General features: G+C 47.9%; 15 protein-coding genes. 9 read left to right on the forward strand and 6 right to left on the reverse strand.

Going from position 1 to position 25,241, the window contains the following annotated elements; genetic code table 11:
- Positions 1-20 precede the first annotated feature (20 nt).
- Complete coding sequence (locus AAIH57_RS16540; protein WP_175397377.1) at positions 21-2,672, reverse strand: cation-translocating P-type ATPase; 2,652 nt, start codon at positions 2,670-2,672, stop codon at positions 21-23.
- 372 nt (positions 2,673-3,044) lie between these two features.
- Between AAIH57_RS16540 and hcp the strand changes: the two genes are divergently transcribed.
- The 3 genes from hcp (at position 3,045) to AAIH57_RS16555 (ending at position 7,028) form a co-directional block, all read left to right on the forward strand.
- A complete protein-coding gene (gene hcp / locus AAIH57_RS16545; protein WP_430022417.1) occupies positions 3,045-4,337 on the forward strand; it encodes a hydroxylamine reductase in 1,293 nt (430 codons plus the stop codon).
- A 221-nt stretch (positions 4,338-4,558) separates the two neighbouring features.
- Entirely contained in the window at positions 4,559-5,950 is a 1,392-nt protein-coding gene (locus AAIH57_RS16550) for a PTS transporter subunit EIIC (RefSeq protein ID WP_430022418.1), read from the forward strand.
- Positions 5,951-6,287: 337 nt separating this feature from the next.
- Entirely contained in the window at positions 6,288-7,028 is a 741-nt protein-coding gene (locus tag AAIH57_RS16555) for a collagen-like protein (protein WP_430022419.1), read from the forward strand.
- 588 nt (positions 7,029-7,616) lie between these two features.
- Here AAIH57_RS16555 and AAIH57_RS16560 read toward each other — a convergent pair.
- On the reverse strand, positions 7,617-8,366 hold the full coding sequence (locus AAIH57_RS16560) for an isoprenyl transferase (RefSeq protein ID WP_430022420.1): 750 nt from the start codon (positions 8,364-8,366) through the stop codon (positions 7,617-7,619).
- Between the two features lie 441 nt (positions 8,367-8,807).
- On the opposite strand from AAIH57_RS16560, the gene AAIH57_RS16565 reads away from it, so the two are divergent.
- The gene (locus AAIH57_RS16565) at positions 8,808-9,578 is read left to right on the forward strand and encodes an SDR family NAD(P)-dependent oxidoreductase (protein WP_175397382.1); all 771 of its coding nucleotides are present in this window, start codon (positions 8,808-8,810) and stop codon (positions 9,576-9,578) included.
- A 67-nt stretch (positions 9,579-9,645) separates the two neighbouring features.
- Here the strand turns inward: AAIH57_RS16565 and AAIH57_RS16570 are convergent, their stop codons facing one another.
- Entirely contained in the window at positions 9,646-10,290 is a 645-nt protein-coding gene (locus AAIH57_RS16570) for a TetR/AcrR family transcriptional regulator (RefSeq protein WP_175397383.1), read from the reverse strand.
- A gap of 163 nt (positions 10,291-10,453) precedes the next feature.
- Here AAIH57_RS16570 and AAIH57_RS16575 point away from each other — a divergent pair, with 163 nt between their 5' ends.
- The 3 genes from AAIH57_RS16575 (at position 10,454) to AAIH57_RS16585 (ending at position 14,254) form a co-directional block, all read left to right on the forward strand.
- A complete protein-coding gene (locus AAIH57_RS16575) occupies positions 10,454-10,996 on the forward strand; it encodes a CueP family metal-binding protein (protein WP_175397384.1) in 543 nt (180 codons plus the stop codon).
- A gap of 196 nt (positions 10,997-11,192) precedes the next feature.
- Positions 11,193-12,209: an ABC transporter substrate-binding protein gene (locus tag AAIH57_RS16580; protein ID WP_175397385.1), complete on the forward strand. Its 1,017-nt coding sequence runs from the start codon at positions 11,193-11,195 to the stop codon at positions 12,207-12,209.
- Positions 12,206-14,254, forward strand: coding sequence for an iron ABC transporter permease (locus tag AAIH57_RS16585; protein WP_430022421.1), 2,049 nt, complete (start codon positions 12,206-12,208; stop codon positions 14,252-14,254). Before AAIH57_RS16580 ends, AAIH57_RS16585 begins: the two co-directional genes overlap by 4 nt.
- Before the next feature lie 77 nt (positions 14,255-14,331).
- Here the strand turns inward: AAIH57_RS16585 and AAIH57_RS16590 are convergent, their stop codons facing one another.
- On the reverse strand, positions 14,332-17,787 hold the full coding sequence (locus AAIH57_RS16590; protein WP_430022422.1) for an S-layer homology domain-containing protein: 3,456 nt from the start codon (positions 17,785-17,787) through the stop codon (positions 14,332-14,334).
- Between the two features lie 163 nt (positions 17,788-17,950).
- On the opposite strand from AAIH57_RS16590, the gene AAIH57_RS16595 reads away from it, so the two are divergent.
- Entirely contained in the window at positions 17,951-20,044 is a 2,094-nt protein-coding gene (locus tag AAIH57_RS16595; protein WP_430022423.1) for a bacterio-opsin activator, read from the forward strand.
- A gap of 154 nt (positions 20,045-20,198) precedes the next feature.
- Here AAIH57_RS16595 and AAIH57_RS16600 read toward each other — a convergent pair whose 3' ends face one another.
- A complete protein-coding gene (locus AAIH57_RS16600; RefSeq protein ID WP_430022424.1) occupies positions 20,199-21,371 on the reverse strand; it encodes an aminotransferase class I/II-fold pyridoxal phosphate-dependent enzyme in 1,173 nt (390 codons plus the stop codon).
- Positions 21,372-21,536: 165 nt separating this feature from the next.
- Here AAIH57_RS16600 and AAIH57_RS16605 point away from each other — a divergent pair, with 165 nt between their 5' ends.
- Complete coding sequence (locus tag AAIH57_RS16605; protein ID WP_430022425.1) at positions 21,537-22,562, forward strand: hypothetical protein; 1,026 nt, start codon at positions 21,537-21,539, stop codon at positions 22,560-22,562.
- Between the two features lie 79 nt (positions 22,563-22,641).
- Here the strand turns inward: AAIH57_RS16605 and AAIH57_RS16610 are convergent, their stop codons facing one another.
- Positions 22,642-24,930: a helix-turn-helix transcriptional regulator gene (locus AAIH57_RS16610; RefSeq protein WP_430022426.1), complete on the reverse strand. Its 2,289-nt coding sequence runs from the start codon at positions 24,928-24,930 to the stop codon at positions 22,642-22,644.
- Between the last annotated feature and the right edge of the window lie 311 nt (positions 24,931-25,241).

A 25,241-nucleotide genomic window follows, 5' to 3' on the forward strand; every position in this document is an offset into this window, starting at 1 on the left:
CCAATATATGAATCTTCTTCTTACGATGCAGTGACCGTTTTGCCGCGGTTGCGAATCCATTTGATGACGTCCATCAGAATGACGGCGAGGAGAGCAAGTCCTCCTGCAATCAGGAATTCGTTCCAGCCAAACGTATCCGGAATGGCGAAGATCCCACGCACACCCGGAATCAATGTGATTCCGTAGAGACAGAGACAAACCAGGATCGAGCCAAGAACCAATTTATTGGTGGTGAATCCTACCTGGAAAATGGTCTGAGTGTTGGAACGCGCTGCAAAGGTTTGCAGACTCCGTGCCAGAATCAGGGTCGTAAAGGCCATCGCTACACTCATTTCCTCAGAGATGCCAAGCCCGATATATTGAGACACAATAACTGCCGCACCAATCAGTACACCACGTGTAATGACGGCTTGAAGGGTACCCCCGGCAAAGATCCCTTCATTGATATCACGCGGTTTGCGCCGCATAACATCCGGTTCAGCTTTTTCTGTTCCTAGTGCAATGGCAGGCAGGGAGTCATTGACCAAGTTGATGAAGAGCAGCTGTAATGCCGTAAACGGATTAACCCAACCGATGACGAGTGCAAACAAAATGGCGATAATTGCCCCGAGGTTACCGGCAAACAGGTATGCTATGGCTTTTTTGATATTATCAAATACCATACGGCCCACACTGACTGCGTTAACGATGGATACAAAGTTATCATCCGTCAGAATCATGGCTGCCGCATCTTTGGCGACGTCTGTTCCGCTGCCCATCGCTACACCGATGTCGGCCTGCTTCAGTGCAGGAGCGTCATTGACGCCGTCTCCGGTCATGGCTGCAATTTTACCCTTGCGCTGCCATGCGCGCACGATTCGGATTTTATTTTCAGGGGATACCCGGGCATATACCGAGATGTGTTCGAGCTGTCGATCTAGCTCTTCATCCGACATTTTATCCAGCTCGGCGCCGGTAATGGCCAGGTCATCAGGTCCGGCAAGTCCAATATCCCGTCCAATTGCCTGGGCTGTTGTTTTGTGATCCCCTGTGATCATGATCGTGCGAATGCCGGCCTTCATGGACTCTTCAATGGAGCCGTATACAGCTTCACGCGGCGGATCGATCATGGCTGTCAGTCCAACGAGGATCAAATCATATTCGTCCTCGGGTGTGACCTGTTTTTTGTCATCAAACCTTTTGTAAGCATACGCCAGTACGCGGAAGGCCCGCTTGGAAAAGGCTTCGTTTTTCTCTTCAAATTGTGTACGAATTTCAGGTGTAAGCGGCTGAACCTCTCCGTTCATGAACACATGAGTACACCTGCTAAATAACACATCCGGGCCACCTTTGGTCAGCAAAGCTGTCTGTCCCTCAAACGTATGCACCGTACTCATCAGTTTCCGATCTGAGTCAAAAGGAAGCTCCGCTTCCCGCGGGAACTGGTCCCGGATTTCGTTATAGTCCTTGTTCACACGGTTACTGAAGGCAATGAGAGCGACCTCGGTGGGATCACCCAGTTCCTTGCCTTCCTGATTAATATTCGAATCATTGCAGAGCACTGCAATATGTAACAAACGTCGTTCCTCTTCAGACCACTGATCGGGGTCGTCGGGGAATTCCTCTTTGGTGCCATGGGGGATATAATAATCCACAACCGTCATCTTGTTTTGAGTAAGAGTCCCTGTTTTGTCTGTGCAGATAATGCTGGCAGAACCGAGTGCCTCCACGGCAGGCAAACGGCGTATAATGGCATGCTGCTTGGCCATTTTATTCGTTCCCAGTGACAGCACAATCGTCACAATGGAGGAGAGGGCTTCAGGAATGGCGGCGACCGCGACAGCAACGGCAAACATCAGAGCATTGATGATCGAAGGACCCAAGTTGTCGGTGCCTTCCGTTAACCAGACGCGTCCTGCCTCAATGGCAAAAATAAGAATGGACAGACCCAGGATGAAGAAGCCCAGTTTTTTGCTGAAGGCTTCCAATTTGCGCTGCAGCGGAGTTTCTTTGGCTTCTGCATTTTCAATCAGTTCGGCGATTTTGCCTATTTCGGTTTTTAACGCGGTGCCGGTAATTACTAGAGTGCCCCGCCCATATACAACCAGTGAGCCGCTGAAGGCCATATTGCGCCGGTCACCGATGGGAGCTTCCTCCGGAATGGCATCCGCATGTTTTTCCGCTGCTTCGGATTCCCCGGTGAGCATGCCTTCATTGATTCTCAGGCTTCCGGATTCCAAAATGCGACCGTCTGCCGGCACGTAATCCCCCGCATCCAATAAAACGATATCGCCGGGAACAAGCTCCCTGGCCGGAATGGTCTTTTTCTCGCCATCACGGATCACTTTGGCTTCAGGCGCAGACATCTGCCTTAGGGCGTCGAGTGAGCTTTCCGCTTTTTTGGTTTGTACGACACTGATCACGGCATTCAACAGGATGACCAAAAAGATGATTAGTGATTCAATCAGATGTCCTAGTACAACCTGTACACCTGCTGCAATGAGCAGCACGATGACCATGGGATCTTTAAAGTTTTCGAGAAACAGCTTCCAAACAGGTGTTGCATTTTTTCCTTTTAACTCGTTATATCCTTCTGTCTCAAGTCTTTTTGCAGCTTCGGAGGCAGTGAGTCCCTTCGCAGAACTATCCAACTCTTGAAGTGTCTCCTCTGCACTGTGTCTATAGTGTTGCAATTGACCAGCTCCTTGATTAAATGGATTTCTTCTGTGTATTACCCTTACGGGCAAAATATAGAATCGTTTCATATCCATATTTTTGTTGTTCACAGTATTTTTCATAAGGAGCTTAGATATGCCTCATTTTTAATTTTATTATTTTTAGTAATGCACAGAAATAATACGCATCACTGAAATGTTTATGGACTACGCCAGCGAGTCTGACACATCAGATTGTTCTGAAGTGAAGATTAGAGGTTCATATGGTTTGTGAATTTTAAAATAAAATGTGAAATGATAGAACTGTGTCCGTCATCACACTTGGTCTCCCGAGGGTTTGTTACGCTATTACCAGCGAATCATTCAGAAACAGGTGTGGGAGGAATGGATATGTTTTGTTATCAGTGTGAACAGACACCAAGTGGCGGGTGTACCGTTGTCGGGGTCTGTGGTAAAAATGAAACCGTGGCCAGTCTGCAGGATACCATGATTTTTGCGTTAAAAGGCATAGCCGCTTATGCGACACATGCACGGCAGCTTGGATATCATGATCCGGAAGTGGATCGAATTACACATGAAGCCCTGTACATGACATTGACCAATTCCAATTTTAATGTTCAGGAACATCTGGATATGGCTATGCAAGTGGGAAACGCTGCGATCCGAATCATGGATGTGCTGGACCGGGCACACACGGAGAGATTTGGTATTCCAGAGCCCATCACCGTCACACAGAACCAGATTGAGGGACAATGCATTGTAGTGACTGGACACAATTTGTATGCACTGGAAGAGCTGCTTAGCCAGACAGAAGGGAAGGGCATCAATGTGTATACTCATTCCGAGATGCTGCCTGCTCATGGTTATCCGGCACTCAAGAAATATGCTCATCTGAAAGGTAATATCGGTAAAGCCTGGTACGATCAGCGCCGATTGTTTGAACAATTCCCTGGTGCCATTCTAGCGACCACAAACTGTGTTATGCCCATCAAAGGTACATATGCCGACCGATTCTTCTCGTACGAAGTGGCCGGACTGGAGGGTGTAGCCAAAATTATGGACGATGATTTCTCGCCCCTCATTGAACGTGCATTGTCGTTGCCTGCGGCTGATGTACAGTCTGAGCAGGTATTAACGACCGGATACCACCATGAGACTGTCATTGGACTGGCGCCAGAGATTATACAGGCTGTGAAAGACGGACATATCCGTCGTTTCTTCGTCATTGCAGGCTGTGATGCACCGGGCAAAGGCGGAAACTACTATCGCGAACTGGCGACTTCCCTGCCTAACGATACAGTGATTTTAACTACATCCTGCGGCAAGTTCCGCTTCAATGATGTGGACTATGGTACGGTCGGAGACACAGGTATCCCACGTTATATCGATCTAGGCCAGTGCAACAACTCTGGTTCGACCGTAAAAATTGCACTGGCTCTCGCTGACGCTTTTGGATGTACGGTGAATGAGCTGCCTGTCAGCATTGTGTTGTCGTGGTTTGAGCAGAAAGCTGTAGCCATCCTGCTTGGGCTGTTCAGCCTGGGCATTCAGGACATTCGTATCGGACCCAAACCGCCAGAGTTTATATCATCTGGTGTATTGGATGTATTAGTGGATTTGTTCGGACTGAAGTTGATTACAACTGCAGAGGAAGACATGAATGCCATGCTGGCATTGTCATAAGGGATTGTAAGGAGAATTATATAAGAGGATATGGGGAGCCGGCGGAAGCGGGCTCTTTGCTGTATCATGAGAAGTTTAGGTCCATATACCTTGCCTAATTCGTAATGAAATGAAAGGAAAATTAGTTTGAATATCCTATTGAAGTTTGTTCATGGAAATGGGTATATAGATAAGGGCACATTTTAAAACTCGGGTTACCGCAGCATAAGGAGAAGGTACATATGATGGACAGGAAAATGAAAGAGATCTTAAAACTCGCAGGTGGAAAGGAAAACATAAAGCAGGTCACGCAGGAAGACCAAGTGACGAGAATGATCTTGGAAGATAGCAGAAAAGTGGATATGTCGGTTCCTGCTGCCACTGATCTTGATGCAACAATTCGTATAACAGGTGGAGAATGTTTCTTGACCCTTAGAGATGATTCCTCCGATTATTATCGTCTGTTAAGGGACATGGGCACAGGAGAGATATCACATGATCACCCACAACGGGAAACAAAGCGTACATACCAAAAGTCATTGTCAATCTTACATTTCATATCTGAGGTGTTCAAACCGTTAATGCCTGCCATTCTGGGAGCCGCAGTCTTGAAGATCGTGCTGGCCTTCATTGCTTTGATTAACATTTACAACTCTTCGGACCTCTCATCATTGCTGCAGAGTCAGACGTATATGATATTCAAATCCATTGGAGACAGTGCTTTTTATCTGCTGCCGATCCTGGTAGCTGTGAGTACGGCGTATCGGTTAAAGAGCAATATGTATGTTGCTGCCGCCATCGGCGGATTGATGTTTCACCCGCAAATAAGCTATATCCTGTCGGGTGAAGAGGAAGTTCAATTTATGGGTGTACCAATGGTTTCGCAGGCTGCCTTTTTCTCTGCGACCCTCTGGATAATTATGACGATCTTGGCGGCGTCCTATGTAGAAAGAGTCGTTGAACGAATCAGCCCTAAGGGGCTGAAGGGAATTTTTGCTCCAGCGTTAACGTTCGGAATCTTCGTTCCATTGGTTCTGATGGTGCTTGGTCCAATTGGTGCATGGATTGACAAGCGGATGCCGGTTGCCGTCAATTCCTTGCTTGGTGATGCGCCGGTTGTAGCTGTGATGCTGCTTGGAGCAGTATTTGCATTAATGCTGCTTGCCGGATTACATTATTGGCTCTTTCCCCTGATCCTTAATGAATTAATGGTTAACGGGTTCTCCGTTATTATTCCTGCTATGCTTGTTGCCTACATAGCTCAGGCAGGGGCGGCACTGGCTGCCGGGCTGCGCAGCAGAGAGCCCGAGTTCAGAAAACTGGCTTTTTGGGCAGCAGGAACTGCCCTTTTGGGCGTGCCGGAGCCTGCAATCTATGCCGTCAATATGAGAAGGAGGGCTTCTTTTTACGCAGCACTGATTGGTGGCGCTATAGGCGGCCTGTATTTCGGGATTTTGTCTGTAAAATCATTCGCCTTAAGCGAATCGGCAAGTCTTCTGGAAATCCCGTCCTTCATGGAAGACGGCACACTGAATGTACTGCATACCTGTATAGGTTTGCTCCTGGCCTTCTGTGCTTCTGGGCTGCTTGCATATTGGAAGGCAGGCAGGGCAACGAAAAGCAAACAAGTATAAAAAACGATAGCCCGCACCATATGGTGCGGGCTATCTCTGCGTTCTTGATCCGGATTTTTAATCCCAAAGTAGTATTTGAAGAATGACTAAAAAGCCAGGGAGTTGGACATAGAACAGCGGAAGGATGAGATGTCTAGCAGAAGTTTAATATGGATATCTTTCTCATAATGGGCACTATGATTTTCTGAAATATAGTTAGTTGTCTATGCCTCCAGTGATTGTTACACATAGTATGTGGAGAAATATCACGGAGGTGAGTTGATTGATAAATCGTCATGGGAAACAAATTTGTAGACGTAAATTTAAAAAACATTTGCATTGTGGTGTTAAGGTAAAAGTGGTAAAGGTTAAACCTAAAGTTATTGTTAATGCACCGCAAGGTGCTCCAGGGATTCCTGGCCCACTAGGACCGATAGGTCCCAAAGGGGCGACAGGAGCTCAAGGGATACCGGGGCCGATCGGACCGCAAGGAATTCCTGGTATACAAGGTCCAGTTGGTCCTGCTGGCCCTGCAGGTGCAGTAGGCCCTGCTGGCCCCGCAGGTGCAGTAGGCCCTGTTGGCCCTGTTGGCCCTGCAGGTGCAGTAGGCCCTGTTGGCCCTGTTGGCCCTGCAGGTGCAGTAGGCCCAGCCGGTCCAGCTGGAGCAACAGGGCCTGCCGGTCCAGCAGGGGCTGGAATATCCGATTTCCTTAGTGTTTTTCGGGCAGATCCCGGCACAGGTACTGACACAGTTCCAGGAAACGCACCAATAACTTTAACCGGGGTTTTGTCTAATGTTGGAGGTGCATTTACCTTCGTGCCGCCATCCTCAACGATAACAATCAATGAAACAGGAAGTTACTTTATCTCTTTTTCAATTCATAATCAGGGCAATGCTGATTTCAACCTTACAGTGAATGGAACCCCCATTACACCAGTGCCATTCACCGGTAATGGAGGAGGACCCATATCTGCAGAAGTTATTATTACGGTGACAACCGTTCCAACGACGATCCAGCTGGTAAATGCGAATGCAACTCCTGTACAGTTGCATAACAATTTAAATACCACTGTGACAATTCTAAAACTGACTCCTTAATTCCATTCTCAATATAGTTTATGTCATTATAAAATAAAAGTTTATGTCTTTTATCCAGTCAATAAGTCTATTTATTCCGAATGGTAGTCTGAATTATTGGGGGCTGGAGAGCAGCGGGACGATGAAACTAAAGGACTTCGCCGCTGCTCTCTCCGTTTCCGAAGCCAAGCTCCCAAAGTCTGGGTAAGAGAATCAGGGTGCTTGTAGCAACATGGGGAATTGAACTTGAACCAAGAAGGACAAGAACAGGACAAGCCTCAATAAACTCGGAGCAGAAATGCCCGGAAGGGGTCAGCTGGGATAATAATCTCAAGAACAGATGAGTATCCCACGATTGCTTTTACAGGTGAGAAAGATACCATAGGATATGGTAAAGAGTTTGGAAATGTGACCGTGGATACTGCTGGATAGCTGCATAGGTATAAGCAGAATGCTTGAGAGCCTCGGATTGGACGTTGAAATGATCAGAGGAGAGGGCATAGACCACACCCAAGCGAAGCAGCCGACTACCTTTCTCTCCTTAATCAAGCCATGGCTAATGGCTCGTCTGAGTTCATGATCGAATACATTTCTCTAGGTGTACTTGTCCTAAGCGTCTAATGCTCGCAGCTTGCGTTGTTGATAGTCATGGATAGCTGCATATAACAGTTGCTCGTTGAAGTCCGGCCACATCACATCCGTAAACCACAACTCAGCGTAGGCAGCCTGCCATAACAAAAAGTTGCTTAAACGTTTCTCTCCACTTGTTCGGATCAGCAAATCGGGGGCAGGATTGTGGCCTGTGTATAGAAACTTTTCAAATTCTGCTTCCGAGATCTTCGAGACATCATTGTGTTCTTCCACACACAGTTTGATGGCTTGAACAATATCGCTTTTTCCACCATAGTTCATGGCGAAGTAGACGGTCATTCCGCTATTGGCTTGGGTTAGATCAACCACTTTACGCATGGCTTCCTGTGTATCAAGGGGGAACTTGGATATATCGCCAATGAATGCGACCTTGATATTATTTTGATTCAATTCGAGAACGGTAGCATCCTCTACAAATTCAATGACCAGATTAATGATATAGTCAACTTCCTCTTTGGGTCTTTTCCAATTTTCCGTTGAAAATGCATAAAGGGTGAGAGAGGCGATTCCGTTCCGGTGGCACATGCTGATCGTTTCACGCATCGTCTGCATTCCCGCATAATGCCCGGCACTTCGGGGGAGTCCTCGTCTCGTAGCCCAGCGCCCATTTCCATCCATCATAATCGCAATATGTTTAGGGAGGTAACCGTTCCAGTCTATGGTTTTCCTGATATCATGGTCTTCCTTATGTACACGGAGCCATTTCAATGTATATTCCTCCTACATGATCCGCTTGGCGAACAGGTTCAGTCTGGCTGGATGTAATAAATCGGATGTTCACTACGGTTTCCAGAATTTATAATGATTATATAGGAATGGATTGGAAGTTTAAACGAAAATCGTTAGAAAGGAATATGCCTGTATGCCCACATGGACTGGTCTTTTTGAAGAAAGAACACATTCGCTAGTCCTGTACCCGCGCCCTTCAGACCAATATTCGTAGATTGGATGTCAAAACAACATATCTCGTCCATATTGTGGATTATCATCTAGGAAGTAAACAGATCCCTATCTATCTATTGGTTATCCCACAAAAGCCTGCCCATTTGCTGATTGAAAGAGCTTTCATTTCATCCGTATACTAAAGGGGTCTACTAGTTGGATGCCTTCATTAGGCGTTCATCTTCAAATAGGAAAGGATGATATGAAATGGGCAGATTAACTGGAAAAGTTGCAATTATAACAGGTGCGGCGAGCGGCATGGGATTGGCAGGGGCTCAATTGTTTGCCAGAGAAGGGGCTAAGGTTGTCGCTACTGATGTGGCTATTGAAGCTCTGGAAGAGCAGGTGCAGCACATCGTGGCAAGTGGCGGAGAAGCCATCGCGCTTAAGCTTGATGTGTCGAGTCCCGAGTCGTGGAACGCGGTTGTGAAAGAAACAGTAGCGAAATACGGAAAAATAGATATTTTGGTCAACAATGCCGGAATTCATATAGCGAAGGGGATTTTGGAGGCCGAGCTGGAAGATTGGGAGAAGGTCATGTCCATAAATGGCACAGGGGTATGGCTAGGTATGAAAGCCGTTATTCCTTACATGCAAAAGAATGGACAAGGCTCTATTGTTAATACATCATCCATCGCTGCCATTATTGGCGGAATTGCAGACGCGCAGGGCGCAGCCTATAGTGCTTCCAAAGGCTCCGTACGTTCACTGACCAAACATGGTGCACAGTGGTTTGCGAAAGACAACATCCGGGTTAACTCTGTACATCCAGGTGCTGTATTTACTGGCATGGTGGAAAAAGCAGGCATCAAGTCACAAGTGGAGATGGGTGAGCATTACAAAAATCTCGCGCCTTTGCCTCCGCATGCCGGAGAATCCATGGACATCGCGAATGCCTATCTGTTCCTGGCTTCAGATGAATCGAAATTTATTACAGGCGTTGAGCTCCCCGTCGATGGGGGCTGGATTAGCAACTAGACTACATGATAATATGGCAGCTATTCGGAGGTACCACTCTCATGTTGAATGAGAGCTGGTACCTTTTTTATATGGGCAAGCCTGGTTTATGATCATGGGCCAGGGCCAGATTCGAGCGGTAAACCTCATTCGAGCGATTCATACGAGTAAATTCCAATAGCTGCTCAGCCATGTAAGTGGAACTGTATTTGAAATTGCTCTGTACCCAGCCCGTAATAAGACCCAGAACGGCATTAGCCTGATAGCAGGCAAGGAGTTCCTTGTCGATCCTGGGATCTGGAGATATATCCGTTAAGTCCTGCAGATACAGGGTAATGAGCGTTTCATAGAGAGTGTCCCGAAATCCCATAGGCATATGGGAATGAATAAGCAAGGTATAAAAGCTGGAATTGACAAGAACATGGTCGAAGATTTTGATGGCCGAAGCGTTCAAATCCTTGATCTCAAAATCATGGTAATGCTCATAAGGAGCCCGGTAGGCGGCGATCAGGTCATTGATCACATCGGTCAAAATCTCACGCAGCAAGTCTTCTTTGTATACATAATGTTTGTAAAATGTACTGCGATTCAAATCGGCAGATTTGACAATATCGGTAATGGTAATGCTATCCAGCGGTTTGCGTGACATCCATTCCAGCAAGGAACCCTTTAGCGCCTGTTTGGATTTGTAAATTCTTCGATCTGTGTCTGATTCGGAAGCAGATTTATGCATTACACACCCTCCTTTGCTTATCAATAATATTTCTAATATGAAGCTGATTTTTTTTGCTACAAGACAAATATGTGAAAATCTGGTGACTTTAATGGTGTATATAGCCCACGGCGTGGCATTCTCCATTATAATAAACCAAAACGGACGAGGAGATGAACTCCAGTTGAGAAAAGGGATACTTATTGCTGCCTTATTTATTATAGTGGTTGGCTTAGGAATATATCTGATTGCTGACAATGTGCTAACCAAAGAAGCAGGTTCTCCTGGATCAACCAATGTCAAGGAGCTTGTATACGATATCAGTACGGGCAAAGTCGAGACAAAATCGGCCTCGATTAATGCTACCCAGTTGGTTGTAACCGGTAAGGATGATCAAACGACAACCTATAATCTGCCTGATGAGGAGTTCTTTCTTTCCATCGCACCGTATGTGGAGCAGACTCATCCCTGTGCCATCCATAGCTTGACCGGTTGTCAGGGCGAGATGAAGAACGAGGAGTTCCAGGTCACGCTCCATGATTCCGAAGGCAATACCTATATGAAGGATGAACCGATGAAGACCGGAAAGAACGGGTTTATGGACCTGTGGGTACCGAGGAACCGCACATACCTGATTCGGGTCGTACATGATGGGAAGGTCGCTGAATCTCAGCTTTCGACCTATGAACAGGATAATACGTGCATTACCACGATGGAACTGAAATAGCTGTTTCAAGAAGAGTCCAGGGCAGAACCTGGGCTCTTTTTTTGGTTCACCCAGATGGATACCCAAGGACATAACTAAATGCCAACGCATTATCGCTTTTTAATTGACAAAATGTGATTTCTGTCGCATAATCCAAAAAGGTGATAATGATAATTATTATCAGATCAATACATACAAACAGGGGAGATTACAGTACATGAAAAAAAGCTTGAACGGACTTCTATTATTGTTGGTTTTTGCTCTTACATTAGCAGGATGCGGTTCTGCAAGCACTACTTCGAACGGAGCATCTTCGGATGCAGGTGAAGGTACAGCCTCTGACAGCTCACAAACAGAAGCAGCAGCTGGTCCTGTAACGGTTAAGCACAAACGCGGGGAGCTTACGCTGGACAAGCCGGCAGAGCGTGTTGTTACATTGGAATGGACATATACCGAAGATGTGGTTGCACTGGGCGTTCAACCAGTAGGTAATGCAGACAATGCCAACTATAAAGTCTATGTAACATCCGAAGCAGGTTTGGATGACAGCGTAACGGATATCGGAACACGGAGTGAGCCGAATCTGGAAGCTATTGCTGCCTTGAAGCCTGACCTCATCATCGCTAATGCGGATAACAATAATGCGGTCTATGATCAACTTAATGCGATTGCACCAACGATGGAATTCGATCCTTACGATGGCGACGGCTATAATTATGACAAGATGACTGAGATTTTTAATAACATCGCGATTGCCCTTGGCAAAGAGGACAAGGCAAAGCAAGTATTGGATGAACTTGATCAGCATTATGTAGAAGCGAAAGAAAAACTGGCAGCTGCCGGTAAAGAAGATTTCCACTTTGCTCTGACACAAGCATTCACGTATCAAAATGCGGCCAGCCTGCGCATGTTTACCGATAACTCCGTCGTTATTGGCACACTGGACAAGATCGGCCTGGTTAACGATTGGCAGCCGGAAAAGCTGGAAGGATACGGTTTCTCCACAGTGGGGATTGAATCCTTATCCGATGTACAGGACAGCAACTTCATTTATATTACACAGCCGGACGATGACGTTTTTGGCACAGCCATGAAAGATAACTCGGTTTGGAACGGATTGAATTTTGTAAAGGAAAACCGCATATATCAACTGGATAGCACAACATGGACATTTGGTGGACCGATTTCCTCCAAAGTGTTGGTTGATGGGGTTGTAGAGGCGATTACCAAATGAGTTCGATTCAGGGAACTAGGCCAGCTATGAACTGGCGCACAATAAGCATATATGGGGGCGGTTTATCCGCTCTCATCGTGCTTTTTTTTGTAAGCCTTTGTTATGGTGAGGCAGCCATACCATTGCACACCGTTTGGGATGCACTAACGGGAAGACAGGATATATTAGAGCACAATATGATCTGGGATCTGCGAATGCCACGTACGGTGATCGGTATTATTGCAGGAGGTGCACTGGCTGTTGCTGGAGCACTGCTGCAAACGATTACCCGTAATCCACTGGCTGCGTCAGACACGCTGGGCATTAATGCAGGAGCCTATTTTATCGTGGTGCTGGGAGCCATTCTCTTTCCGGGCTTGCTGAGTCAATCTCCTTTTTTATTTGCTGCTCTGGGTGGTTTGCTGGCTGCATTCGCAGCTTATTTCATGGGCGGCGGACGGAAATCAAGCCCGGTTCGACTGGCATTGTCGGGTATGATTATATCAATGGTGCTTGGTTCCTTTACAAGCGCACTGCATATTTTCTTCTCCATGGAGACGCAGGGACTGTTTCTATGGGGTTCCGGAACACTCGTCCAGAATGACTGGAGCGGTGTCGCTTATGCTTGGCCTTGGGTGGTCGGCATAACCATTCTGGCGTTAATTTTGTCCAGACAGTGGGATATGCTGGAGCTGGATGAATCAACGGCGTCCTCATTGGGGCAAAAGGTTGGACTCGCTCGTGCCGGTGGTTTGATCATCGCGGTATTGCTGGCAGCAGTGATCGTCAGTGTCATCGGGCCAATCGGTTTCGTGGGTCTGGTAGCACCCCATCTGGTCCGGTTGAGTGGAGTACGTTCCAACCGATTGCTGTTACCTGGTGTTTTTATCTGGGGAGCGGCTCTCCTGGTTGGTGCAGATGTACTCGCCAAGATGGTACATAACTCCAGCATGGAGCTGCCGACAGGGGCCGTAATGGCAATTATAGGTGCGCCGTGGCTGATCTGGCTTGTTCTCACGCGCATGAAGGCAGCGAACGGGGGCATGTCATCTTCAATGAGCACGGGAGAACCTTCGCGTCGCTTTGCATTTGGCCCAATGGCAGTATTATTTTCGGTTATAACCGTAGCACTAATTTTGCTTAGTACAATGTTTGGTGGTATGCGAATTCCACTGGCTGATCTGCTGCCGAGTCTATTCCGTTCGGATGGGCTGTTCTCCGGGATCGTTCAGCTTCGAATTCCGCGTACGCTTGTTGCTGCAGGCGCAGGCGCAGCACTGGCGATCAGTGGTGTTCTTATTCAGATGGCAGTACGGAATCCACTGGCCGATGCTTCAATTGTCGGTGTGTCCTCTGGCGCAGGACTTGGAGCAATGATGGTCATCATTTTGTGGCCAGGTCTTCCAATTTATCTGCTGCCGATAGCGGCAATCATCGGAGCAGCCGTTGCTGCAATAATTGTATTCTCCCTTTCGTGGAAGAAAGGGCTAAACCCTTCTGCGGTAGTGTTGCTGGGGATCGCGATGTCCGCTATCGCTGGCGCAGGTATTCAGATTCTGATTGTCCGTGGTGCGGTTTACGGCAGCAGCGGATATATTTGGCTGACCGGAAGTACCTATGCCCGTACCTGGGAACAGGTGAAGACTATCGGCATATTCTTAGTTATTCTGGTTCCGGTGGCCTGGTGGTTGGCTCGCCGATTCGAACTGTTGGTATTCGACGACAATAGTGCCTCAGGACTTGGACTGGGTGTACGCCGTACAAGATTGCTGGCCATGACCACAGGTGTCCTACTTGCAGCGGGTGCTGTCGCTTGCGTCGGGACCGTCGGGTTTATCGGCCTGATTGCACCACATATGGTTCGGCTGCTAACGGGACATAAGTTAAGACGATCGATGTTTTTGTCCGCACTCGCCGGTGCAGTTATGCTGGTGCTGGCTGATACGATCGGCAGAACGGTCATGGCACCGACAGAGATTCCATCAGGAATACTTATTGCACTCATTGGAACACCATACTTCCTTTATTTAATGTACCGCTCTAACTGGCGCAGAACGATGAAGTAAAAACGAATTTCAGTCGCGAAATACGATTGAAAGCAGCAAAAAAGCCCGCTGATGCAGCGGGCTTTTTTGGTGTTTATTTATTGATCGCTTGGATAGGAGTCAATAAACTTCAAATATTGCAGCATTCGGTTCAATACACTCGCCGCCTGAGCTCGGGTCGCCATATCTTTAGGAGAAAACATGTGGGCTGGAGTACCTTCCATCAAGCCGGCTTCCTTTAAAATGGACACAGGTCCGGAAGCCCACTCTGAGAGAGTTGCTTGATCGGCTAGCCCAGCCAGTGTATCAATGTTCGGCTGAGACGTGATCCCTGCAAACTCCAATGCACGCGCGATGACTGCGGCCATCTGTTCACGGGTAATCGATGCATCCGGTCTAAACAATCCATCACTAAAACCGTTGATTAAACCTGCAGCCTGTGCAGTGCCTACGGCTCCAGCATACCATTGCTCTGATGTGATATCGGTAAATACGGATGCTGTCTGTTGCTCAGGCAACCCCATGGAACGGACAAGCAATGCCGTGAATTCGGCACGTGTAACCTGTTTCTCTGACGCAAAAGTTTCATTGTTTACACCCTCGACAATGAATTTGTTCGCAAGCCTTTCGACGTCTGACCGTGCCCAGTGATCCTTCAAGTCCGCAAAGACATGATTTGAAGAGAGAACTGCAAATGTGCTGTTATGAGGTGTAGCAATGATTGCTCGAACCTGCTGGGCGTCATTTGTAAACAGGGAAGGAGCAAAGTGCATCTGATGCCCTGTATCAATCCACACGGCTGTTGTTTTATCGGGATCAACCTGCCAAGGAAGTTGAAGGGTCCGTTTGCTATATCCGTTATTGAAGCCCTCTACCTGCTTCCCATCGATGTAAAGGATGAAATCCATGGGGCTGCCTATAAGTTCAAAGCCCTGCTCTGTCGCGGCAGTAATCAGAGTGCTGACCGTGCCGGGAGAGGATTTTCCAATCCCTAGAGTAACCGTCATGTCATCAGCCAGTGAGGGTAACGTAAGGAGGGGCAGCTCATAGCTTCCGCCATTGACTTCAAAGGTTACGCTAGATCCTGCTTCCTTCTGCAGCATACTTCGCAGTAATTCTCCCGGCAGTTCAAGGAAAACGACAGGTAATTCCGTATCGAAGCGAATCAGCATTCCTGACCTTGCACTGTCGAATGCTTGCACAAGAAGAGCCGCATCAGGCTGGAGTCGAATCGCGGCCTGACCGTCAGGAGCGGTCTCTGTCAAAGCTTTTACCTGCATATCCAGTCCGTTAACTTCCAGCTTGGCTGCAGTTGAATTTGCGACTGGCGCCGGAGTACTTGAGGAAGCGGATGTTGATCCAGATCCTGAAGATGGTGATGATGGAAGAGGGACGGGTGACGGTTCAGGCTCAGGCTGCTGGACTGCAATGGGATTTAACGTAATCTTGCCCGTATCCACGGTCTGCTCTGCCAGTACGTCTACGCTATGTTCTGCGGCTTCATAGCCCTCTGCGCTTATGATGAGAGTTCGGGTACCGACAGGAACCTGATCCAGCTTAAAACGTCCCTGACTGTCTGTTAGTACACGAATACTATCCCCAGAAACGGAGGCACCCTCCAGTGGTGTCATTGCTGTACCATATACAGAGCCAGTAACGGTTCCCACCTGGGAAAATACAGTGATGGTTGCCGTTGCCGTAAGGGAGCCATCTTCGGATGTAACCGTAATAATAGCCGTACCTTCAGCCACAGGCTGAACCACCCCGTCCTCGTCAACGGTGGCGATAGACTCATCGCTGGTGCTCCAGTAGAGTGTCTGGTTGGTCGCGTCTTTCGGATCAAAGACAGCGATCAATTTAGCCGAAGATCCACCTGAGTTCAGATCCAGTCTGGATGGCTCCAGATGAATACCACTGACAGGGACGAACTGGCGAATATGCTTTTGCTCCAGCACGAAGCGCTGCCACGCCTGAATGCGATAGTCTCCCTTATTTTCATCGTCTGTCACTTCAAAAAGGATCACAACCTGCCCTGGACTTGCGGCAGGAATATCGGTACCGGAAATATAGGGTACTGCATCCTCGGGCAACGCATCCCCAACCAATGGAGGATTAGTTCCCTTAGGGTTTAACACGTAGGCAAAGGTATGACCTTCTTGTATAGGAGCTACTGTAATGCTTGTTGCTCCTACTTCCAGTCCGGGCTGAACCGATACATCCGCAATTCCTGGAGCCTTCGTTACAACGACAAGCTGCATAGAGCGTTCAATTGTGGCTGTTCCGCCATCCGACAGCGAGAAGTTTACGGTGTACGTGCCAGATTGTGTCGGTGTCCCTTCCAGCTCACCGGAAGGGCTTAAGCTTAATCCTTGGGGAAGTCCGGAGGCAGTCCAGGTAAGTCCTGCACGCGCTCCGTCATAGCCCGCCAGAGCGGTAGAATAGGATTCATTCCGAACCGCCTGCGGCAGTTCGGTTGTCAGGATTTTGGGGCGCAGATAAGGATAACCGTTGTTGATCGCAGGATGAATGTTCCAGGTATCTGTAAAATCCCATCCTGTATAAGTAGCCTGCTGCTTCATTTCTCCTGTTGTTTTCCCATAGATCTCTACTGTGCTCTGATATGGATCACTTGCTCCCACACTCATACCCGTTGTCATTGTGTCGTAGTATGTATCCGTTATGTTTGTTTTGTACACATATCCACCGATCGCACCCCATCCAGAGTAAGATCTGGGATTCAGCGTAGAGATTTCGCCAGTCGAATAAGTATTTTTAACTACATTCCGTTGATCTGACGTGCTTAACTGATAACCTACAATTCCTCCAGCATACACATGGGAGAGGGGAAAGTTTTCGACAGGATCGTTACTTAGATTTCCGGTAAAGTAAGATTCGCTGATGCTACTCGTACTCAGGGAACCTACAAGTCCACCTCCATGTAAGTTGTAAGATTCGCTTATACTGATGGAAGCAGCAGAGGAAGAATGAGACAGAAGTGCATTGTTCAGTACTCCTACGATGCCGCCTCCAATGCTGACATCATTAGAGAACTGCCCGCTTATAATGGTTCCTTCGGTATAAACATAATCAATGCTTCCTCCGGATTGGTGGCCAACAAGTCCACCTGTATAGGTGCCCCCTTTTATATTTACCTTCAGGTTAATATTTTGAATGTGACCCTTGGCCTCCCCCAAGAAGCCGTTCAATAGTCGGGTGTCGTCGTCTATGGCCAAGCCTGTGATCCAATGACCCTGTCCGTCCAATGTCCCACTGAACGGCGCGTAATCGTTGCCGCCAAAAGGAATCCAGTTTATCCCCGACAGGTCGATATCCGCGGCCAGGCGAATGTTTTCCGTCAGATAAAGTTCCTGATTTTGGTTGATATATACGAGCTGCTCTCTGGTAGATACCTGGACCCAGCCGTTCTCAACAGGAGGGATGTCAGTTGGCCCGTCATGTTTTCCTTCTGCATTCACAGAGGTGTACACTCCCATATGTCCCGCAATTATGATGATGGCAAGCAGGATTTTCATCACGGTTAAGCTTTTCTTCATTAAATTTCACTTCCCCTTTAGTATCCAGTAATAAAATTTAGTTGTAACCGACAAGAATTGTAGAATCGTGACAATCTGTGTCAATCAAAAACTAGTATAATATATTTAAAGTAACATGCTGTCTCGTTATTGTCTCAAAATTGAAACGGAAAGTAGTGTCTGCATGAATCCAAAATCAGAGAACAAAAATCTGCCTGCGCCATACATTGTCGGTTTTGCTCAGGAATTGCAGATGTTGACCAATTGGCTTGCTTCGTTTAATGTCGAATCGCAAATTTTTTCGATTTCGGGAATTGGAGGTATTGGCAAGACGACACTGCTCACGGAGATGGCGGCAGAGGCCAGGCGATGTTCAACAGTTACGTTGTGGTTGGACGGACAAATCTGCCTACAGACTCCAGGTGCTTTCCTGTCTCATGTGGAGATGAGTTTGGAGACGGAGTATGGCCGAACACGTCCGGCAGATACCCCACTTCTTGCACATGTTGTTGCAGAGTTGACCCATCAACGCACCGTAGTGGTAATCGATAATTGTGAAAAGATAGATCGGATTGATAGCTGGCTGTTATCCAGGCTGCTTCCCCTGCTTGCAGCAAGCGAATTCTTGCTTATTGTGGCTTCCCGGGCAGGGCTGCCCGTTCAGTGGAATACAAATCCTTTATGGGTCAATCGCATTCATTCATTTTCTCTGGAGCTTCTTACCCGTCAGGAAGTTCACGAATATGTTCAATCAAGCGGTTTGCCACTTCAAGTACAGAAGGATATCGTACATAAAATAGATGGGCACCCACTGCTGCTTGCGCTGACAGTGGATATGCTGCGCCGTAAGGGGAGGGAGCGAGAGGAGTACGAGCATCAGCTTCCCCGCATTTTGAGCGCAGAGATACTCAAGGAAGCGACCTCTCCCTATATGTACGAGGCTTTGCAGATGCTGTCGCTGTTTCCGGCAGCGGATCAGACGATGTTGAATCAGTTGTTGGATCATCCTCTTAGTGCAGTAGATTACATGGCATTGAGTACGTTATCCTGTGTCCGCCCAGGAGCCGGAGGTCTTTTTCTGCACCAACTGGTGTCCCGGATGTTAAGGGAGGATTACAAGACGCGCGATCCCGGCCATTATCAGTTGATGCGTTCACGGGCACTGGAATTGCTTGCGGAGCGATACCCTTCCGTCAACAAGCTGCTGCAAATGCAGATTGCGGCTCACACGTTGGAGCTGTACCGTGAACAATTGCCTACCGCCCATTCTTATGCGGATTTCTCAATTGCACGTCAGCGGGAACAGGAACAGCAGATGGTGTTTGAGTCTGATGACCTTCCTTACCTGCAACGATTTCTCGCAGCATCACTATCACGTTCGGATTGGCAATCGGAGCTTATCGAGAACGGACAGTATTCCTCATTATTGGATGATATCGCCAAGCATGTGCCAGAGGGCATACGGGTTATACGGAATGCAGACAGGGTGCCTTTGGCATTCTGTGCTGGACTTTGGCTGCATGCCAAAACGGTGTCTATATTGGAGCAATATGCCCCTAATGAAATGAAAATGTTGGGTGAGGCAATCCACTTGGCACGCAGTCTCCCCCCTGAAGCAGCTGATACGATATGCATACTGCTAGCTGCGGTAGACGTAGAACAGGCTTCTTATCGCCCTGAGGAACTAGGTGGCATGCTGTTTCAATCCTGGCTAATTGATGCGATGAACGGGCTTCGTTCAATAATCCCCACTGCGGACAGACAGCTAAACACACTACTGCCTCATTTGGGATTTGAAGAGCTGACGATGACAGCTCAACCTAATGCTTGGGATGATATGCACATATGGGAACTGGATTTCAGGCAGGCGTCCTTTGAGGTCTGGGTTCGGCGTATTCTTCGACAAAAAGTCCAGACTTCAGGCTTCATCGCTCAGGAGGTACCTCGTGTCTTGTCCTGGAATGAAGTCAGACAAATGCTTCAACATATATATGATGATACGCTTCTTGAAGAGATGGCTACCTTAAAAGCAATGGGATGCGGAGGAGTAATGGTACGGGAGTTGGTTGTGAGTATCCTTTATGCTGATCAGCCAACCGATCCGCTTACTGCACTGGGGCAACGCATACTTAGAGAAAGCTACTTGCATAATAACTATCGCAAGACCGAGTTGGCAGAAGCTTTACATATGAGCCGTGCAACGTTCTACCGGCATTTGCGGCAGGCTTACAAACAATTGGGCCATGTGATTATGCAGAGATGGATGGAACTGAAATGAAAGGAAGGCTGCAGCCATTTTCAGATGATGCCGAACGGTTCAACTCGGTTCCTTCATACCTAATCCAGTGGATGAATTTTAACTATTATATCCAACTAAAAAACGCGAGCATGCTCCTAATCCAATCGGTTGCAGCTCGCGTTATTCACTTATCCTAGATTGCGATGAGAATCCCACTGTCTCCAACTGACGTCACTGCTCGGTGAAGATGCTCATTATCCTGCACCAGTGCAAGTCTGACATATCCTTCACCTGAAGGACCAAATGCACTTCCAGGCGTAACGATGACGCCCGCCCGGCTAACCAGATCCATGGCAAATTGCTCGGAACTGTCATAATGAGCGGGAATCCGTGTCCAGATAAACATCGTGGCATCAGGCTTCGTTATATCCCATCCGAGTCTGCTGAATCCTTCGCACAGAATGTCCCGCCGTTCCTCATAGATTGCCCGCACCCGTTCAACATCACTCTGATCACCTGTAATGGCAGCAATTGCTGCCTTCTGAATCGGGAGAAACATGCCGTAATCCATGTTGGATTTCAGCTTTTTCAACATGGATACGATCGCTGCGTTGCCCATGCAAAATCCGATTCGAGCCCCGGCGAGCCCGTAGGTTTTGGACAGCGAGTTGAATTCTACACCGACATCCATGGCACCAGGGAAGGCAAGAAAACTTCCGCATGATTTCCCGTCGAACACGAGCTCGCTGTACGCATTGTCATGGAGGACGATGATGTCATGTTTTTTGGCAAACGCGATCAGGTCCAGGTAGAACTGCTCCGGTGCCATTGCTGTTGTTGGATTGTTGGGATAGGAGACCAGCATGAATTTGGCTCTCTGCGCTATGTCCTCGGGTATCTCTTCCAGCTGAATGACATAATGATGTTCTTCCTTTTGAGGCATGTAATACAGCTCTGCTCCCGCCAGAAGCGGCCCGTCCGCGAAAACCGGATAACAGGGATCCGGAACAAGGACAAGATCGCCTTCATCCACGATGGATAATGAGATATGTGCCAGACCCTCCTGTGAGCCAAGCAGGGAGCATACTTCGGTTTTGGGGTCCAGATCGACATTGTACCTGCGTTGATACCACTCACTGACAGCCTTCAGCAGCTCACTCTGGTCATTGATGGCATACGTATAATTCTGTACATCTGCTGCAGCCTCACATAAAGCCTGAATAATATGTTGCGCTGGCGGGGTGTTGGGTGCGCCTACGCTAAGATCGATGACGCCCAATCCCTGTTCCAGACGTTGTCTCTTAATTTCAGATAATCGGGTAAATATGCCTTCATTAAAATGGTTCATTCGTTTGGCAAATTGCATGCTGCGTATCCTCCAGTCTGTTCAAACGCTTATATCTATAATAGATGGGCGAGCAGCAAATGAGAAGAGACGCTTACGAACTCTGTTTATGTAGGGTAAATCGCACTTCTCATGCCGGTCTTCTTCATTTACAATTACAGGAAAACCAGATGGAGGGGATCCGAGATGAGTGAACCTTGGACTGCATCGATGGGCGGCGTTCCCTGGAACGCGGAGAAAATGGACAATGCGGTGAAGCAGCTGCGGAATCGGGCTACCGTTTCGTTTGTAGTCGGAGCAGATGGAATGGACGATGTAGTGGACTTGGACGAGCGGGTGTTTTCCAAACGACCTGATCTGATCCTGAAGATTACGAATGTGGAGGAGAAGGGACGTTACACGGAAGAGTTTTTGAAGATGCTTGCGGGATTGAAATATGTTAGGGCTCTGGAATTGGATCTGAAACAGAAACAGGATTTGAATGTACTTGGTGCGCTGCAAGGAATGGAATTTCTGAATATACGGGCAGCCAAAACGCAATGTCTGGAGTTCATCCGGAACTACAAACAGCTGCAGTACCTCTCTCTTAGCGGGAAATTTGATGATTTGGCTCCGATTGAGGACTGTATTCGGCTGAGTACATTGGTGTTAAACTGCAACATCGAGACGCTGAACTTTGTTGTGGATCTGCCGTTCATCGAATACCTGGCCATCGATAATTGCGCATTAAATGGACCACTGGATGTGCTCGCTGACTCAAACATCCGCATGCTGAGATTGTCGTCTGTACGGAACCTGACCGATATTGATGAGCTGAGCGCATTACAGCGTTTGGATTTTCTGCACCTGTCACTGCCCAAAGTCGAGCGTCTGTGTGACTTTTCAAGTATGCATAACCTGCGTCAGCTGGAATTGGATTTTATGAAATCATTACAGGAGATCGACAACCTGTGGACTGCGGAGCAGCTAGAGATGTTGGAACTGAAGGAGATACATACAAGGATTAAGGCGGAAGACTTTTCGGGTTTATTAAAAATGGATTCTTTGAAGCAGATTGATTTCCGCTTTATTGATCACAGCAAAGGCCGTATTGCTGCCATGTACAGACAAATGACTGATGCGGGGAAAGGGCATCTTCTCTATGAAAATATTCCTGAAGAACACCGGATCCCCTCCATGGCTCATGTGCATCTGTCCAAATTTCTGATGTAGAAAAATAATGAACAAGCCCGCTGTCCGAGCGGGCTTTTTGTGTATTGAGCACCATCCAGCTTCTCTTTCTAGCGCTTGATTAGCCATGACCGGAGGAGAAGAACGGGTCATCACCCGCATGACGCTTGCGATACTCTCCGGGGGTCAGCCCGTATCGACGCTTGAACATACGGATGAACGAGTTCGCATTTTGATAACCGACCTGCATGGCGATGTCCTGAATCCGCAGTTCCACATTCACAAGCAGTTCCTTGGCCCGTTCAACCCGCAGATTATTCAGATACTCGCTGAAGTTGATGTTGGTTTTTTCCTTAAAAATACTGGAGAGATACCCCGGGGTTAAATTCAACTTGTCGGCAACGATATTCAAATTAATATCTTCCCCATAGTGATGGTCCAAATAGTCCAGCACAAAGCTGATGACCGGATCGCGCGTTTCCGACTGACTGCGGACTGCCGCAAGTACTGGTTGAACGAGCTCCCGGAGCCATTGCCTGTACTGCTGCACGGAATGAAAACCCGCAAATGGCTCACCCAGTGGAGAAGGATGAAGCTCAGACCCCATGGAACTCAAATTCAGCTTCATCACGGTTTTGCCGATTTGTTCCACTGCGCCAAGAGCAAAGGTGCGGAAGTCCTCTGCAGCCGCATCCTTGTGCTGCAGCTGTTCCAGCTGGCGATCCACCCAAGCGAAAACGGCCTCCTCATTACCTGATTGCAGCAGATTGTGCAGCTCTTCCCCATAGGTTACCTTCACATGGAAGGCATTGGAGGAGGAAGCGCGCGGCTCTACAATAATCTGCGTTTCCCCATTCAGTCTCCGCTCTTTCAACAGGATGGACAGATTGCTGTACGCATCGGTAAACGGGATTTCTCCGGAATATACTGGACTCACTGCGATGGTCAGGTAGAGGGATTCTTCGGTAGCGAGCAATTCCTTCAGTGTATCCAGCGCCTGTAGTATACCGCTCTGCGGACCCGGATCGAACATCAGCAGTAACAGCTGATCCTGCTCGGGCTGAAGGGCAACACTGTTGTTTTGGCTGCTGCTGAACAGGCTCTGGATCAGCTTCCATAATAATAGGGTATGCTGCCCGAATTCATCTGACAGGGATTTGAAGCCAACCTTAAACAAAATGGAGACATAGGGCTGCTCGGGTTGCCGAACATCCTCAAGCTCCGCCAGGTAGGAGCTGAGCGGGATATTTTTCACTTTATGGGTATAAGCATACTGGCGTACAAGAGAGTTCTTTTGCGCAAGGTCGCTTTGAATATAGCGGTTATTCTCCAAAATAGAGCTCAAACGGTCACCGATCATGGCGAATTCCTTTACACTGCTCAACTTGTCTGGCCCGCTGCCGGAATCTCGGTCAAGAGCGGCAATGAGGCGCTGAAGCGGCTGATTTAATCGCAGGCTGAAAAACAGGGACGAGAGCACGCTGATCAGTACAGCGGCTCCGAGCAGGAGCGCCAGCAGCAGCTGCATGCCGCGCATTTCCGCGCCAATGACCGCGGCCTGGGTTACCTGGACATAGGTAAACCCGGTTTGCTTGCCTTTTTCATAGAAGTAATACTGATCCCCAACGCGTTCATGTCTGCTTCCCTCTGCAGGAAGCGGAGGATTATGCATTTCCTCTTCTGACGTAGAGAACAACAGACGCCCCTCATTGTCCAGAATGTAGAACGGATTATTACCGGCATCACCATAGGTGTCCTGCATGCGCTGCGGATTCAGCATAACGATGCCGTACACGTCCTCGTAAGGAATGGCTTTCATCATGACCGGCAGCAGTTGTCCGAGGGAGCGGGAAGAATGAACGGTGTTTTCCGTAAAAGCTGCCGCAGGCATTACTTTGAGGAACTGGTTGTTCATGGTTTGAGTTTTCCAGTAGTCCGGTGGATATTCCTTACTGTAATAATATTTACCGAACATATCGCTGGCACTGCTGAGACCTTCCTTCTCCAGTACATAGTCTTCTTGCTTGAAATAGAGGATGAAATTATCGATATGCAAAAATGGATTGGCATACAGGGTGGAGAGGTCCGATTTGACCTCTGTGGGAACATCGTAACGGCGATTCTCCTTAATGTGGCTCAAAATGCCCAGATTGGCTGTCCAGGTGTCCGATTGAGTGAGGGCCAGAATCATGTTCTGGGTCAGCCGAAAGTGGTTCTCATATCCTTCGACGGTCTGTGCAAGGCCCAATTCATTTTGTCTGACCATCTCCTGGTAAACTTTGTTGCTCAAGTACAGATGGGAGAACAAATTAAATGAAGCCAAAATCAGGATGACACTGAGAAAGCTCAGCATTAGCTTGGCAAACAGGCCATTCAGCGCAAATTTGCTTGTAAGCAGTCCCTTCATCATGACATTCCCCCTTGGATACAGCCGAAAATCGTTTGGTCTAATCCTATCATAGCGGCATAAAGCTGACACAAACAATATGCACTTTTACTGATTTATACGCGGATATCTGGAAAATAGGAGTAAAGGCGAAAAGTTATATAACATGTAGATAGCGCTTTCCTAGGATTAATCGTTATAATTCGGAGACAAACCCGGGAACTTCAGGGGAAGTTATCTGACATTCAAGTCGATTTGCAATCATCTCTAATAAAGAGGGGGCATGCTGATGGCTGATGCTGGCTTAATGCAAGACAAACTGCGAAAAAAAGTGA

Origin of the sequence: Paenibacillus sp. MABNR03, from assembly GCF_050455445.1 — a bacterium.
GTDB lineage: Bacteria > Bacillota > Bacilli > Paenibacillales > Paenibacillaceae > Paenibacillus > Paenibacillus xylanilyticus.